Annotated in this window: 11 protein-coding genes and 1 tRNA gene; 6 read left to right on the forward strand and 6 right to left on the reverse strand. The window is 46.2% G+C overall.

Annotation, left to right across the window (positions count from 1 at the left end; all coding sequences use genetic code 11):
• Nucleotides 1–8: 8 nt before the first annotated feature.
• Nucleotides 9–1,085 carry a glutamate 5-kinase gene (gene proB / locus I1A59_RS02910; RefSeq protein ID WP_196091320.1) on the reverse strand — a complete coding sequence of 359 codons (1,077 nt, stop codon included), beginning with the start codon at nucleotides 1,083–1,085 and terminating at the stop codon, nucleotides 9–11.
• A 43-nt stretch (nucleotides 1,086–1,128) separates the two neighbouring features.
• Entirely contained in the window at nucleotides 1,129–3,498 is a 2,370-nt protein-coding gene (locus I1A59_RS02915; protein ID WP_196091321.1) for a pullulanase, read from the reverse strand.
• Nucleotides 3,499–3,633: 135 nt separating this feature from the next.
• On the opposite strand from I1A59_RS02915, the gene I1A59_RS02920 reads away from it, so the two are divergent.
• Entirely contained in the window at nucleotides 3,634–4,173 is a 540-nt protein-coding gene (locus I1A59_RS02920) for an ECF transporter S component (protein ID WP_196091322.1), read from the forward strand.
• Between the two features lie 10 nt (nucleotides 4,174–4,183).
• Nucleotides 4,184–4,594 carry a DUF4430 domain-containing protein gene (locus I1A59_RS02925; protein WP_196091323.1) on the forward strand — a complete coding sequence of 137 codons (411 nt, stop codon included), beginning with the start codon at nucleotides 4,184–4,186 and terminating at the stop codon, nucleotides 4,592–4,594.
• Between the two features lie 37 nt (nucleotides 4,595–4,631).
• Here the strand turns inward: I1A59_RS02925 and smc are convergent, their stop codons facing one another.
• The 3 genes from smc to I1A59_RS02940 form a co-directional block, all read right to left on the reverse strand.
• A complete protein-coding gene (smc, locus tag I1A59_RS02930; protein WP_196091324.1) occupies nucleotides 4,632–8,159 on the reverse strand; it encodes a chromosome segregation protein SMC in 3,528 nt (1,175 codons plus the stop codon).
• Complete coding sequence (rnc, locus tag I1A59_RS02935; RefSeq protein WP_196091325.1) at nucleotides 8,140–8,847, reverse strand: ribonuclease III; 708 nt, start codon at nucleotides 8,845–8,847, stop codon at nucleotides 8,140–8,142. Before rnc ends, smc begins: the two co-directional genes overlap by 20 nt.
• Before the next feature lie 122 nt (nucleotides 8,848–8,969).
• Nucleotides 8,970–10,361 (reverse strand): amino acid permease, encoded by a 1,392-nt coding sequence (locus I1A59_RS02940; RefSeq protein ID WP_196091326.1) that lies wholly within the window; start codon nucleotides 10,359–10,361, stop codon nucleotides 8,970–8,972.
• Between the two features lie 270 nt (nucleotides 10,362–10,631).
• Here I1A59_RS02940 and I1A59_RS02945 point away from each other — a divergent pair, with 270 nt between their 5' ends.
• The 4 genes from I1A59_RS02945 to I1A59_RS02960 all read left to right on the forward strand — a co-directional run bounded on the left by I1A59_RS02945 (nucleotide 10,632) and on the right by I1A59_RS02960 (nucleotide 14,035).
• Complete coding sequence (locus I1A59_RS02945; RefSeq protein WP_210766431.1) at nucleotides 10,632–11,498, forward strand: sulfite exporter TauE/SafE family protein; 867 nt, start codon at nucleotides 10,632–10,634, stop codon at nucleotides 11,496–11,498.
• Nucleotides 11,495–12,598 carry an Mbeg1-like protein gene (locus I1A59_RS02950; protein WP_196091327.1) on the forward strand — a complete coding sequence of 368 codons (1,104 nt, stop codon included), beginning with the start codon at nucleotides 11,495–11,497 and terminating at the stop codon, nucleotides 12,596–12,598. Before I1A59_RS02945 ends, I1A59_RS02950 begins: the two co-directional genes overlap by 4 nt.
• 90 nt (nucleotides 12,599–12,688) lie before the next feature.
• On the forward strand, nucleotides 12,689–13,894 hold the full coding sequence (locus I1A59_RS02955; RefSeq protein ID WP_196091328.1) for a ferric reductase-like transmembrane domain-containing protein: 1,206 nt from the start codon (nucleotides 12,689–12,691) through the stop codon (nucleotides 13,892–13,894).
• A 68-nt stretch (nucleotides 13,895–13,962) separates the two neighbouring features.
• A tRNA-Thr gene (locus tag I1A59_RS02960) sits at nucleotides 13,963–14,035 on the forward strand.
• 71 nt (nucleotides 14,036–14,106) lie between these two features.
• Here the strand turns inward: I1A59_RS02960 and I1A59_RS02965 are convergent.
• Nucleotides 14,107–15,129, reverse strand: coding sequence for a hypothetical protein (locus I1A59_RS02965; RefSeq protein ID WP_196091329.1), 1,023 nt, complete (start codon nucleotides 15,127–15,129; stop codon nucleotides 14,107–14,109).
• Between the last annotated feature and the right edge of the window lie 195 nt (nucleotides 15,130–15,324).

Genomic DNA, 15,324 nt, shown 5'->3' on the forward strand with positions numbered 1-15,324 from the left:
ACGTCCTCCTATAGGGTTACCCAATCATTGCGGTGAATCAAAAGTCCCTCGGCCTTACCGTCTTTCAAGGCCTGCTCCAAATCCGCAGACGACAGACGCACGCGCCCCTTACCAATCAATTGATGCGACTCTTGACTGTAGACTTCAACCACCTGTCCAACTTCAAATTCACCTTCCACCTGCACCACTCCGGCCGCCAGCAAACTCCGCCCCTTATGTAAGAGTGCTTCGACAGCTCCTGGGTCAACTTCGACTAGAGCATCCACCCGAGCATAGAAGGCCATCCACTGTTTCCTCTGATTCATAGCATGGCTGTTTTCTAAGAAGTAAGTTCCGCGATTTTCTTGTGTCACAGCCTGCAAAAGGGCTGTATCTTCTTTAGAGGAACAGATAAAGACTGGAACTCCAGACTTGGTAGCAATTTGAGCCGCCTGGAGTTTGGTCGTCATCCCCCCTGTTCCATTGGAGGAGCCAGTCCCAGCCGCCATGGCAAAGAGTTCTTCCCCAATGGACTCAATTACTGGCAAATGCTGGGCATTGGGATCCTGATTGGGATTAGCGGTGTAGAGTCCATCCACATCCGTAAGTAGAACCAAAAGATCTGCCTTCAACAAGGAAGCCACTTGAGCAGATAGGGTATCATTATCCCCGACCTTAATCTCCTCGATGGCGATGGTATCATTTTCGTTAATAATCGGAATGGCCCGCTGCTTGAGTAAAACCTGCAGGGCTTGCGAAGCATTCTGATAACGCCGGGCATCCGCAAAATCATCCTGGGTTAAGAGAATCTGGGCTGTGACAATCCCGTCCTTCATCAGATTCTGAGTGTACTCTTCAATTAAGAGCCCTTGCCCTACAGCAGCAGAAGCCTGTTTTTCCGCAATCTTTGTCGGTCGTTTGTCAAAGCCCAAGCGACGGAAGCCTGCCGCAATGGATCCCGAGGTCACCAAAACAATATGGTGGCCTTGCTGATGCAACTGGGCTAGTTGATTGGTGATCCGAGCTATCTTAATCCGATCCAGATTGCCGTTTTCCTGGGTCAGGGAAGATGTACCGACTTTAAATACAATGGTTTTCTCTGCCATAGTCATCTCTTTCCTTTTTCTGATTGGAAAAATTATACCACAATTAGAGACAGATTTTCAGAACCGCTCCAGTCAAGGGATCCAAGACGACCCTATTTCCCTTAAAGGTCAGCCCTTGTTGTTGATCTACAGGAATTCCAGTCATATTCACCTGCTCACCATCCACTAGAACTTGCCAGGATTTTGCGACTTCTAACGGAGGCAGACTGATTTCCCGAGCTTGATCATCCGCATTGACCAGGACCATCAAAATTTCTTCAAGGCTGGCATTTAGTTGATAGGCCAAGAACAGATCTTCGCCTACCCCTGGGGTGAGGAGGTGCACCTTTTCATCCACTTGCTGCCGATCTGACAGACGAAAGACCTCTTCTGCTTTTCGCAAGGCAATCAGACCACGGGTATAGTCAAGAGTCTGCACTGCATGGGGATAAAGCTCCTTATTTCGAACTTTAGCCCAATCAAAGCGGTTCACCGCATCTGAAGCATCATAAGAATCATGGATAAAATAAGGAAACTGGAAGGGAGTTCCATCCGCATCTTCAAGTCGATAGGATTTATGAGGCTCCAAGTTCTTGGCAACCGGCTGCTCAAAATCAGGGTGGCGGAATTGCTTGGTCCGACCATACTCCTGTCCAGCATGCAGAAAGGCTGTCCCTTGAGAAGTGAATAAGAGCAGTTGCCCCAAACGAATACGGCGGTGAATTTCCGCCATATTTTCTGGATGAGCTGGATCCTTACGAATGGATTGGGCAATAATGTCAAATAATGGCAAGTTATCATGAGCCTCAATATATTGGATAACATCCCCTGGTTGATCCGCCTCAAAGTTGGAAGGTTGAGCCTTAAGAGACTGGAAGAGGTCGTCAATATCGGTTGGACCGCCCGTTAAGAAGGCAGATTCCCCTTCGGTTGGATAACCAGATTTGAGGCTATTACGGAAATGGTCTGAAAAGACAGCCACCTTATCTGTCTTGGACATCCAGTCTTGATCGGCAGCAGGGCTTGTATCCCCCTCATCTCCAACATAGGTTCGCCAGCCCTCACCCAAAATCAGAGCCCAGGGATTTACAGCCAGAACAATACGCGAAATTTGATCCAGTGCCTCCGCATCATGGTCCCCCATCATATCAAAGCGGAAACCATCGACCTTGTAAACATCCATCAAGTAGACAATGGATTCAATCATGAGTCGACGAGTCATGGCATGTGTCGAAGCTAGGCGCCCCCCACCAAAACTGGTCCGGGCTTGGCCATCCTCATCCATGAAATGGTAGTAATGGGGCTGCAAATCTTCAAAAATCTCTAGCTGGGCAGTGTGATTGTAGACGACATCCAGAATGACCCCCATGCCCCGATCATGAATGGCTGCCACCAGGTTTTTAAGCTCCTGAATTCGGAGTGCTGGATCAGCTGGATTTTTGGAATACATCCCTGTCAAAGCAAAATAATGTTGCGGATCATAACCCCAGTTGTAATTGGTTCCTCCAGATGCATAATCCCACAGACCTTGCCGGGCTTGAAATTCATCAGCCAGATAATAACTAAGTACAGGTAATAGTTGGACGTGTGTCACTCCTAGCGACTGGATGTAATCCAGACGCTCTTCCATCGCCTCGAAGGTTCCAAAAGGAGCTTCTAATTCTTCCAGACTTTCAGGATCAGAGGTGAAGTCACGCACATGGACTTCGTAAATAATGGCGTCTTCCCGTTTTTTGAAACCTGGTATTTTCACATAATCTAAATCCCTACGACCAGTTGCTCTGGGGTCCAGGATAGCTCCCTTAGCGACTTGGTAGGCCAGTCCCCTATGTCTCTGTTCACTAGACCAGGCTGCCAAGGACGGAGCGTAGGGATCCAAAACTCGTACAGTCTGGTCGCCACGATGGATTTGGAAATGATAAAAATACCCCCGTAAATCGGTGATTCCCAACTCCTTGTTGGCGTCCAAATCCAAGGCCCAGACTCCCTTTTCTTCAAGATTCATCGAAATCTGAGCAAGCTCTAAATCGGCATTTTCCTTATCGTATAAGATAAGCTCAACCAACCGGGCGGAAGGAGACCAAAAAGCAAAGCGAACGTGACTCCCATCTTCTCCAACTACAAGCCCCAATCGGGCCGCGGAGGCCGAGAACTGATCCATCAATTTCCAATCCAGAAAGCTATCCACAAGGGAATCCCCAACTTGAACCTGATAAGGTGCTGCAGCATCCACTCGCAAACTCGCTTTAAGGGAGAAGGATTGTCCTTCTTTTTGCCACTCGGCCTCCTTAACCAAAATCGCCTCTCCTTCTGAATCCCGAATCTCCACCAATTCCAGTAGCGAATCCAAATCCAAGTCTGTTTTCTCGGTTAGATAGACGACTAGTTCTTTTTCACTGATTTGCTTGGCACTCTTCACAGTATGGACTTTCATTTTCCCTGCTCCTTCATCTTGTTGAAATCGCTTTCTATTATAGACTCAAAAAGACCAGCTGTAAAGGGATTTTGATAGACAGAAAATAAAAACCTATGTTAAAATGAATATGAAATAGGAAAAAGAGGTATCCCCATGGATAAACGAGTTTGGTCCAGTCGCCGTCTGGCCTTTTTGGCCGTCATGGCAGCTTTTTGTTTTGTTGGCCGCCAAGTGACGGCTGCCCTACCCAACATTCAGCCCGTCACCGCCATCTTAATGATGTTAACCCTGCAATTGACCTTGGCAGATGGCGTTATCGTAGCAGCCCTGACGATTGTCATCTCCAACATTTTCTTGGGGATGGGTCCTTGGACCATCTATCAGATCCTGACTTATACGATCCTCATGGCAGGCCTCTATGGCCTCCGCCCACTCTATCGAAGCCTAGCTTCCAAGCCCAAAATTAGGCTAATTCTGTTTAGCATGATCGCCTTTCTCTTCGGCTTCCTCTACGGTTTCGTCATTTCCTTTTTCTCCGCTCAAACCTATAGCGTCAGCAACTTTTGGGCCTACTACCTGCAAGGACTGCCCTTCGACCTCCTGCACGCTCTAGGCAACGCTCTTTTCTACCTGATCTTGGAACCTATTTTAAGTCCCCTGATAAAGGTTTTACGCAAACAATATCATTTTTAAGGAGTTTTTTATGAAGAAATTTGCCCTGCTCGCCCTTACTGCCCTAGCCCTTACAGGTTGTGCTACGAACAACCAGTCTGCCACAGAATCCTCTTCATCATCGTCTGCGTCTAGCAGCCAGGTTGTGGAGTCCAACATTACAGTTTCTGTGACCCAAGACGGCAAAGCCATTGAAAACAGTCCTTTTGAACTTTCTTTCAAAGAAGGCGATAAATTGCTAGATGTCATGAAAGCGCAAATGGACATCAAAGAAGAAAACGGATTGGTAACTTCTATCAACGGCGTGGAACAACAACCAGATGAGCAAAAATACTGGCTCTTTGACGTCAATGGCCAAATGAGCGACAAGGGAGCTCAAGATGTTGAACTCAAAGATGGCGATAAGATTGATTGGAAGTTGGAAGCATATCAAGGTGAATAGTCACAAAAAAATTCGACCCTGGGGTCGAATTTTTTTGTTATTCCATATCTTTTAAACGAACAGAAACCAGACTCGATACACCGGATTCCTGCATGGTGACACCGTAGATGCTGTCAGCTGCTGCCATGGTTCCCTTACGGTGGGTTACGACAATAAATTGAGACCGTTGGTCAAAGCGTTTGAGGTAATCCCCAAAACGTTTCACATTGGCTTCATCCAAGGCCGCTTCTACTTCGTCCAAAATGACAAAAGGAATGGTCTTAACACGTATAATTGCAAAGAGCAAGGCTAAAGCTGAGAGAGCCTTTTCCCCACCACTCATTAGATTTAGGGATTGAATCTTTTTACCAGGAGGTTGAACTGAAATCTCCACCCCTGCGACCAGCAGGTCCGGATCCGTTAACACGAGATCTGCCTGACCACCACCAAACATCTGACGGAAAGTCTCTTTGAAGCTCTGACGAATGGCTTCAAAGGTCGTTTGGAATCGTTCGCGAACTTCTTGGTTCATCTCATCCATAGTATCCAGCAACAAGGTTTTAGCGTCCAGGATGTCCTGACGTTGGCTATTCAAGAAATCATGCCGCTCTTTAACTTCTTCATATTGCTCCAAGGCTGCCAAGTTCACAGGTCCTAATGCCTTGATCGCTCGTTCCAACTGCTTGAGTTCTTCCCGTGCTTGCTCAAGGTCTTCAACCGGTTGAGCCTGTTCACGCGCAGCTTCGATGGTCATCTGGTAATCATCTGTCAAGCGCTGCAAATCCCGTCGTAAGGCAGCTTCTAAACTAGATCGTTGGGAATCTAGCTGAGCTTCCTGCCGAATGAGGCCTTCATTTTCCCGACGAGCCTGGTCTAGGTGATCATTCAAGTCTTCCACTTGGGCTTCCAAGTCCTCTTTCTCAAACCGAAGTCGAATGAGGGCCTGCTGACAAGCATCTTTTTCGGCTTGAGCTTCTTGCAAGCGACTTTCCAAATCACTGGCTTGGCCTTGCAAGTCTTCAAGAGTAGCCAACTGCTGAAGGCGTCTTTCTAGATCAGCCTGCTCTTGTTCAAGACTTGTTAACTGAGCCTGCTTGGCATCTTTCTGACTCTGAAGGAGATTGAGCTGGCCTTTTTTACCTGTCTGTTCCACTAGCAAGTTCTGAAGTTTCTCTTCCAAGGCCTTAACCTGATCACGATGAGCGTCCTTGTTTTCACGAAGCGCTTCTAGATCGGCTTCCAGTTTGACCTTGTCTAGTCCGACTTCTCTGAGAGTTTCTTGTAACGATTCCAGTCTTTCTTGCAACTGGGCAGGCGCATTTTCCCCAAGTCTTTCTTGCTGATTTCGCAAAAGCTCCTTCAGGCGTTGGTAATCACTCTGAGCCTGTTCCCAATTGAGGCGAGTCGCTTGTTCCCGAAGCCGAAGAGCTTCGCCATCCGTTTTGAGCTGTTCGAGGTCAGCTTGACCAGCGTCGACCTCTTTTTTGGTTTGGGCCAAGGATTGTTCTAACTGTCGTAAATCAACTTGGGCTGCTTGCAGCTGCGCTTGAACCTGCTCCAATTCTGGCTTCAGCAGCAGGCTCTGGTTGTTCCGCTGACTTCCTCCGGCATAGGCGCCACCAGCACGAATTTCCGAACCATCCAGGGTGATCAAACGCAGGCGGTAGTTGAGACTACGGGCCGCTTGGCGAGCCTGGTCAATACTTTCAAAAATCGCAATGGTTCCCAAAAGATTGCCGTAGATCCCCGCCAATTCCGGATCAAAGTGAATCACATCAACCGCCATCCCCAAAAATCCGGGTGCCTGAGCCAGGGTGGCTGCTTGCTGATCTGAGATGGTCCGTGCTTGAATTCGTGTCAATGGCAGGAAGGTTGCCCGACCGGCCCGCTTTTCCTGAAGATAGCGAATGGCCTGGGTCGCTGCTTCTTCATCTTCCACAATCAGGTGTTGACTGCTAGCTCCCAAGGCCACGTCCAAAGCCTGCTGGAAGCGTAGGTCAAAGGTTAAATGTTCACTAACCACCCCACGTATCCCCACAAGTCTGTCTTGGGCAGCCAGTACACTGCGAACACCTGCGTAGAGATTGGAATGATTGGCGAGAATATTTCCTAAACTCTCCCGACGGGCATCCAACTTGCGGACGGTTTCCATCTGACCGAAATAAGTTTCCTGTTGCTGCTGATAGGATTGACGAAGCTGGACGAGTTTTGACTCACGATCTTGATAGTCCTTAAGCGCAGCCCCTAATTCCCTTTCGATAGCTTCTAGTTCTGTCTTCAAACGCTGGGTTTGACTTTCTGCCTCCTGCAACTGTTGCCCCAGCTCTTGCCGCTCTTGACTTCGCTGAGAATCCTGGGCTTCCTGAGCTTCCAATTGCGTTTCTAAACTCGTCGCCTGGTTGCTCAAATCTGCTTCTTTGCGTAGGAGTTCCAAGTAATGTTCGCGCAGTTGCTCCAAATGACTTTCTGGGTCATCTGCTTGACTGAGACGGTCACGAAGTCCCTTCTCCTCATCCTTCAGTAAAGCCAAAGCTTGAGCCTCCGAAGCCAATCCCTCCTCTAAGTCTTGAAGGGCTTGGTTGAGAGTAGCTTCTTCCTGAGTCAGTTCAGCGAGACGCTTGCGCCCTTCAGCTTCCGCCTGACCCGATTGTTGACGTTCCTGCTTCAGCAAGGCTTGCTTGGTTTGATAATCCGCAACCAAAGAAGTCAAGGCCAATAAATCTTCCTGCTTCTTAGCCATCTCCCCTTCAACAGCTTGCGCCTTGGTTCGACAAACCTGTAGCTCCTCCTCCAAGCTCAAACGCTGCTCCTTGAAAGACGTCAACTTGCCCTCAACCTCCGTTAAAGCTGCAACCACTTGATCTAGTTCGCGTTTCCCTTGATCCAATTGCGCTAGGATAAAATCCAAAGTGGCTTGGTACCGCCGACCATCTAAGTCTTGAAAACGGCGGGCAACCTCCGCCTGCTCTTTGAGGGGAGGTAACTGCAATTCAAGTTCGTAGAGAATATCCTCCAAGCGGTCCAAGTTTTCCTGGGTCTGCTTGAGTTTATTTTCTGTTTCCTTACGACGCGTTTTATACTTGAGAACACCCGCGGCTTCTTCAAAAATAGCCCGACGCTCCTCTGGCTTACTCGTAAAGATTTCTTCGACTTTTCCCTGGGAAATGATCGAAAAGGAATCCCTTCCCAAACCGGTATCCATAAAAAGCTCATGAATGTCTTTTAAACGCACCTTACGTCCATCAATCCGGTACTCACTATCTCCATTCCGGAAAATCTGCCGTTCAATCTGAACCTGCTCCCCTTGACCAGCCAAGTACTGATCCTGATTGTCCAAGGTTACCCGCACCCGGGCATAGTTAAGGCGGGAACGAGCTTCCGTTCCCGCAAAAATAACATCCGGCATCTTGCCTCCACGGAGGCTTTTGACACTGGATTCTCCCAAGGCCCAACGCAGACTCTCTGTAATATTACTTTTTCCAGAGCCATTGGGCCCGACGATGGCGGTTACGCCATCGTCAAAGGCCACTTTGGTCTTGTCGGCAAAGGATTTAAAACCTTGGATTTCAATTTCCTTTAAGTACATGCGCTTCCCTTTCTGCAACAGCCTTTTTAGCTGCTTCCTGTTCGGCTAATTTCTTGGAACGTCCCAACCCTCTAGCCAATTCTTGGTCATTCAGAAAGACTCCAACTAGGAATTCTTTGGCATGAGCAGGCCCCGATTCTTTTAGAACTTGGTAGCGAATCTGGACATCACCCCCAGCCTGGAGCAGTTCTTGAAGGTGAGTTTTATAGTCCACCACGCGCTCAAACTGTCCTTTTTCGATTTTGGGGATAATATAAGTGGCTATAAAGGTTCGAACGGCTTCCACACCTTGGTCTAGAAGCAGGGCACCTAGAAAGGCTTCAAAGAGATCGCCTAAGATCGTCTCGCGGGAACGGCCTCCATTTTTTTCCTCCCCTTTCCCTAAGCGGATATATTGGTCAAATTGACAATCCCGGGAAAAACCAGCAAGACTTTCTTCTCGGACCATCATCGACCGAAGTTTAGACAACTCCCCTTCCGGTTTTTCCGGAAAACGAGCATACAGATATTCGGAAATCAAAAGCTGTAGAACAGCGTCTCCTAAAAATTCCAAACGTTCATTATGTGAAATGTTTAAGAGACGGTGCTCATTGGCATAGGAAGTATGAGTAAAAGCTGTTTCTAAGAGTGTTGTATCTTGAAAGGTAAGACCAAACTCTTGATCCAACATGGTTGTTAACTGATTCATAAAAAACTCCTTTCAACCTGCTGTTACTATTGTATCATGCTAAGGCTATCCAGGCAAAAAAGAATGGAGATTCCTGAAAGAGAAAAACGCCAATCTCTAAAGATCGACGTTTCTTAGCTCAATTATGAATTTAAGCTCGAATGCTTCTGTCCGTATAGGAAATAAATCAGGCTTCCCAAAATAATCGAAATTCCAAAAGCAACCCAGGTTAGGCCATCATACTGCACCATAAAGGACAGGCAGATAAGGATCGATAAAATGGGTAGCAAAGGAACAAGTGGCGTCTTAAACTCCTGTCCTTTCGGCATCCCCTGCGTTTGACGCAAACGAATGAGACCCAAAGCCAAAATAATCAAATAAGCCAGCGTCACAATATTTAGGAAGGAAGCTAGACTGGCTAAAGGGAAAATTCCCGCAAAAATGGCCGCAAAAACTCCCACTAAAAGAGTTGCATTGGTCGGCACCTTGCTGACAGGATTTAGTTTCCTAAAAGCCTGAGGCAAAAGACCATCACGCGCAATGGAATAGATCATCCGAGAGAGGGCGTAGGTCAGCGAAATGCAAACCGTGATTAAGGTTAAAATCGCTACCAGGGAAACATAGTTAGCCGCCCACGTTAACCCCGCACTCCTCAAGGCAAAGGCCACCGCATCCGCCACATTGAGCTGATCATAAGGCACAATCCCTGTCAAAACAAGGGTCACTAGGATGTACATCAAGGTTACAAAAATCAAGGCCAAACCAATCCCACGCGGAACATTTTTCTGTGGCTCCTTCACCTCATCCACCGCCATTGACAAAGATTCGTACCCCAAAAAGCTAAAGAACATCAAGGAAGCCCCCGCCATAATCCCTGTCTTAGCTCCATAGAGAGAACCAAAACCAAAAGGTGCAAAATCAGCCCAGTTAGCAGGTTTGATATAAAAAGCTCCTGCCAAAACAAATAAGAAAAGGGCGGAAAACTTCAGGATTACCAGCAATGAGTTAAAGCGCAGGGCCGTTTTAGATTGCAAGAGGACCACAGCCGTCACAAACGCAACAACCAGAACAGGCAACAGGTCAATGTAAGTCCCTGCCGATGGGTTAAAAGTACCACTCAAGGCCTGAGGAAATCCCCAACCAAATGAGGCCAGCAAACCCTTGAGGTATCCACCCCAACCTGCAGCCACACCTGACACAGCCATCATATACTCCAAAATGGTAAACCAGCCCACCATCCAAGCAGGATACTCCCCAAATACAGCATAAATATATGAATAAGCTCCCCCTGATGCTGGGATTCGTGATGCAAATTCTGCAAAGAAGAGGGCGGACAAGCCCACACAGAAGGCGGATATGATAATGGAAATCACCAAGGCTGGTCCAGCTAAGGTTGCTGCTCCAATACCGGTAATGGTGAAAATCCCAGTCCCCACCATCGCTCCCGTGCCTAAAAATAGTAGGTCTCTCAGACCCAGATGGCGCCGCATTTCAGTTCGAGTTTGGCTCCCATCTTTTTTTCGAAATGCTTTCATATTCTACTCCCTTTTTCAAATACTCCTTATTCTATCACATGCCCATCCCTTTTGTTCGTATAAATAGCTGAAAAATAAAATTCAATCCACCTTGCGAATCTGGAAGCAGAGTTCGCTATCCCACTAGTCACTGTCGATTCTATGGTATACTTATACTCTAGTCATACTGCATTGCACTATAGTGGAAGGAGGGCTACCTCTACCTAAACAGGATTTTGTGAAGTCGGCTCTTTCCCTTTTAATTCTGAAAGGAGAATTCTTATCGTTACTATGATCTTGACGATTCTGATCGTCCTATGCCTGATCTACTTAACCGCTCTTGGTCGGAGAGCCAGCCTTCGGGAACTTTTTGAAACTGGCCCTAAGGCTGTTACCGGGTTTTTTATTGGATTCATCGCCGATTTTCTAGACACTCTTGGAATTGGATCCTTCCTCACCACTACCACCCTCTTTCGCGCAGCTCGCTACTTGGACGACGACCGGCAACTTCCAGGAACGCTCAATGTTATGCACACCCTCCCAACTCTGGTTGAAGCCCTCTTTTTCATCAGTGTGGTTCAAGTAGATGCTTTAACCTTGATTTCCATGGTTACCGCTGCTACAATCGGAGGAAAACTAGGGAGTGAGATCGTCAGTCATCTAGACAAGAAGTTTATCCTTACAACCGTCAGCATAGCCATGTTTCTTACGAGTCTCATCATGCTAGGACGAATCACGGGACTTGTCGACTCCCTTGGTTCTGGCAATACTGCCATGGGCTTGACTGGTTGGAGGCTCCTTATTGGTATCATTGGAAACTTTATTCTTGGGGCACTCATGTCGGCTGGTGTGGGGCTATACTCTCCCTGTATGGTGATGGTCTATCTGCTAGGAATGAACCCTCTAGCAGCCTTCCCTATCATGATGACCTCCTGTGCAGCCCTTATGCCCGTTTCAAGCATGACCTTTATGAAAAACGACTCCTATTATAAAAAAGGGCTTGGTTGGATGATTCTTGGTGGTGTTATCGGAGTTATTATTGCTGCTACTCTGGTCCAAAGCCTCTCTCTCACCGTTTTGAGCTGGGTTATCGTCGTAGTAGGTTTCTTCACCTCCTTCACCCTCTTTCGAGCTAGTCAGAAAGTGGAAACCGTATGAACACCTTAGACTATATAAACGAGGTCCAGTATGATGATCTCTACGATCGCCCTTATGGGGAAATCGACTACCTCCTTTTAGCTGAGCTGAGTTACCTACCTTTTGATGACCTAGTCCCTTCAAGCTTTTCGCCACATGAAGCCAAAAGACTAGTTGACTTAGCGCCTAAACTCCCCCATGATCCATCTCCCCTCATGACGGAGCGTTATTCGTTATTGGAAGCTATGGTCGCAAGCAAGCGTTACAAAAACCTCAAGCTGGTTGGATTTCAAAATATTATCAAGTCTGAAGAAAATGTTCAGTTCTCAGCGATCATCTTTTGCCTCAAACCCCAAACCTATGTCCTGGCCTTTCGAGGAACCGACGACAGTTTGGTCGGTTGGAAAGAGGACTTGCTCATGTCTTATTTGGACGAAGTCCCCGCCCAATACTTGGCTAAATCCTATCTAGATCAGGCTTTACAAAAATTAGAAGGGGATATTGTCATTACAGGTCACTCAAAGGGCGGTAATTTAGCTATCTATGCCGCTAGTCAAGCCAAGGAAGAGTTTCAAAAAAAGCTGAGTCATATCTACTCCTTCGATGGACCTGGCCTTCACACCACTATTCTCAGCAGTAATAGTTACCAGAATATTCACCCAAAAATTCAACGGTATATTCCAGAAAACTCAGTAGTTGGCGTCCTCCTCTATTCCCAAGCTCCTGCCCATATCATTCAAAGCTCTGTTCGAAACGGGATGGCTCAACACAATACCTTTACTTGGGAAATTGAAGACCATCAGTTTAAACGAAAAAACAAGCTTTCTACAGGAAGTCAACAACTCGCGCAAACCATGCTTCACCTGGTTGAACAAGTGCCAGACAAAGAGCTCGCAAACGTTATCCAAACCTTTTTCTCACTCTTAGAGGAGGAAGGTATCACCTCCATTAATGTCTTTTTCCAACGAAACGCCATCAGTCCTATTCTTAAAGTGATCCAACGAAGCCAAACGTTGAGTCCCGAACAAAGAGATTTGCTGTTTAAATTTGGACAATTTTTCCTACAACTCCGACAGGAAGTTCGTAAGGAAACCTCAGAGAGAGACTTAACAGACCCATAAAGAACCGCATTCCCCACAAGCACATTTCTTGCTTATGGGGATTCTTTTTTGATAGACTAGAAAAGATTTTATTCTAGATAGGAGTATTACATGAAATCGTTAAAAGGAATCTTCCTTCTGCTCTTTTCCTTTGCCATAACCGCTTGGGTTTGGGCGCAGGCTGGCTTAACGATGTTTATCATACCAGCTCTGGCTCTAACAGCCCTCTCCCTCACTTTTTTACTCACTACACGGGCTTTATGGCTCGAGAAACTCTTTCATGGTCTGGAAAACATGTATGCTTTGCATAAGTTTTTAGCTTGCTTCGCCCTGGTTCTCATGCTTCTCCATCGAATTGGCATGGTCGGTCTAGTACCACCACGTCTAGGAGAAGTTGTCGGTGTCCGAATGGGAAATTATAGCCTGGCAATCTTTTTGATCCTCATTCTTCTTGCCTACCTCGGTAAAAAAATCCCTTACGAAACATGGCGTTGGATTCATCGATTGGTCTTTTTTGGATATCTATTTGCGGTTCACCATGTCTATATGCTGATGGGGAATCTCGTCTTAACCTTTACACCTCTTGGAATTGTAACGAACTATTTCATACTTGTTGGTTTTGCCTCCGCCTTCTACATCATGATTTATTACCCAACCTTTGGTTTTTCCTATTTTGGTAAAGTTGCAAAAATTGAAAAAATAAACCATGATACCATTGAACTAACTCTGCAATTACAAAAAAACTTCCCTTTTGAAGCCGGACAATTTGCATTTCTGCAAATCCGAGAAGAAGGTTTTGAAACCAGAGCCCATCCATTTTCTATCTCTGGAGGACATGGAAAAACCATTCAGTTTACCATTAAAAATTCTGGTGACCACACCGCCAACCTTTATAACAACTTGAAAGTCGGACATAAGGTTGCACTCGATCGGGCTTATGGGCATATGCTCCTCCAACAAGGACAAAAGCGCCAAGTATGGATTGCCGGCGGAATTGGTTTGACCCCCTTCTTAGCAGGTCTTCGCCAGGCTCAAAAACTAGAGGCAGAAATCGATCTTTACTATGCCTATACAGGGCAAGAAAATGCGATTCACCTTGATCTGCTTCAAGAAGAAGCAAAGACAAACCCTCATTTTCGCCTACACCTCGTCAACAGTCAGGTTGAGGGCTACCTCAATTTTGAACAGGAAAGCCTTCCAGAATCAGGAACTGTCTTCATGTGTGGCCCTCAACCTATGATGGCTGCTCTCAGCAAACAAATCCACAAGAGAAACCCAAAACTTGAGTTGATCTATGAGGGGTTTAAATTCCGCTAAATTTTCAAAAAAGTTTTCAAAACCTATTGACACCTACTTGGTCATCTTGTATACTAAGTAGGTAAGTTGCTGATTTAGCTCAGTTGGCAGAGCGCATCCATGGTAAGGATGAGGTCGCCGGTTCAATCCCGGCAATTAGCATTGTAACTCGGAGCCCTTCCGAGTTTTTTTCTATTCTAAAAAGCTGGCGGATCAGTTCCTGCCAGCTTTTTTTATTCTAGTATTTGATATAAAACGACCTGATTTTGACCATGGTTAGCAGAAAAAATATAGTCATCCCCCTCAACGGAAAATCCAAGCACATTGCTGGCTCCAACACCTGCTTCTACCACCTGGCTCTCAATACCATCCTTCTTCATTTGGAGGAGAATCAATTCAGCCTTTCCTTCTTGATAACCAAATAGTATAGATGCCTTTTGGGCTAAATAGCCCGCCCAAAGGGCGTGCCCAAAAGGAGTTGGACCCGGGAAACGATAGACTTCCTGCTGGAAAACCGCATTCAGAACTCTAAAACGGTCCCCGTAGAAACCTTGAATAATTGCCTTATCCTTAGCATCTGGGCCAGTCCAGTCTACTTCAACCACATCACTAGTTTCTTCATGAAAGACTTGTTCTAAATTCCAATCCGGATTCTCTTTAGTGGGATATTCTAGTTTAAAGACACCGTCTGCGGATGCAATTAAGGAATAGCCTTCTTCTTTTACTGAGAAGTAACCATGATTTTTCAACAAACGAACAGGTAACTCTTGTAACCCTCTCAGGCTTCTACTTTTCTGATCGAAATAACCAACATGTAGTTTCCCACGATCTAACCAGTCCTCTGGGAAAAGTTTAGAATTAGCTATGGTTGCACCTATGAAATAGATGGTTTTACCATCCTCAGCCTGTACCAAATCAAAACGATGAAGATAAGGAAAATGCATCAAGGGACGAATTTCCCAAGATCCATCCTGGTAATGCCCGTATACCAACTGACAATGTGCTCCATCGTACTCTGGATAAAATCCTTGAGTCGCTATAAAATCAAGACTATTCGGTACCTGAACAATAGACTTAGTCCCTCCCAAACCTTCCCAAACAAGCTGTTTCGAGAACTGATTCCCTACATCATAAGCAAAACAAGCCCCTTCTTTTCCTTCCGAGGCAACTAAAAGAAATTCTGCATCAAGATGCTGCAGGTGGCTCACTGCAAAAACCGATTCTAAGGGATCGGAAAGAATTTTCTTAAATTCCATCTGATCCTCCTCGTAATATAAGTTTAGAGGGTTATTAAAACCCAGTTTGAACAATAATTGTATAAATGCTTGACTATTGCAATGTTTCCCAGAACAATAGAGTTATGGAAAGGACTCATGGTTGTTTCTTATCCTCCTTGTTGCTCAGTCTTCATTACAAAGTCTGTTACCCAGCCCTTCATTTTACCTCCAACC

This window comes from Streptococcus sp. NLN76 (assembly GCF_015686645.1).
Lineage (GTDB): Bacteria > Bacillota > Bacilli > Lactobacillales > Streptococcaceae > Streptococcus.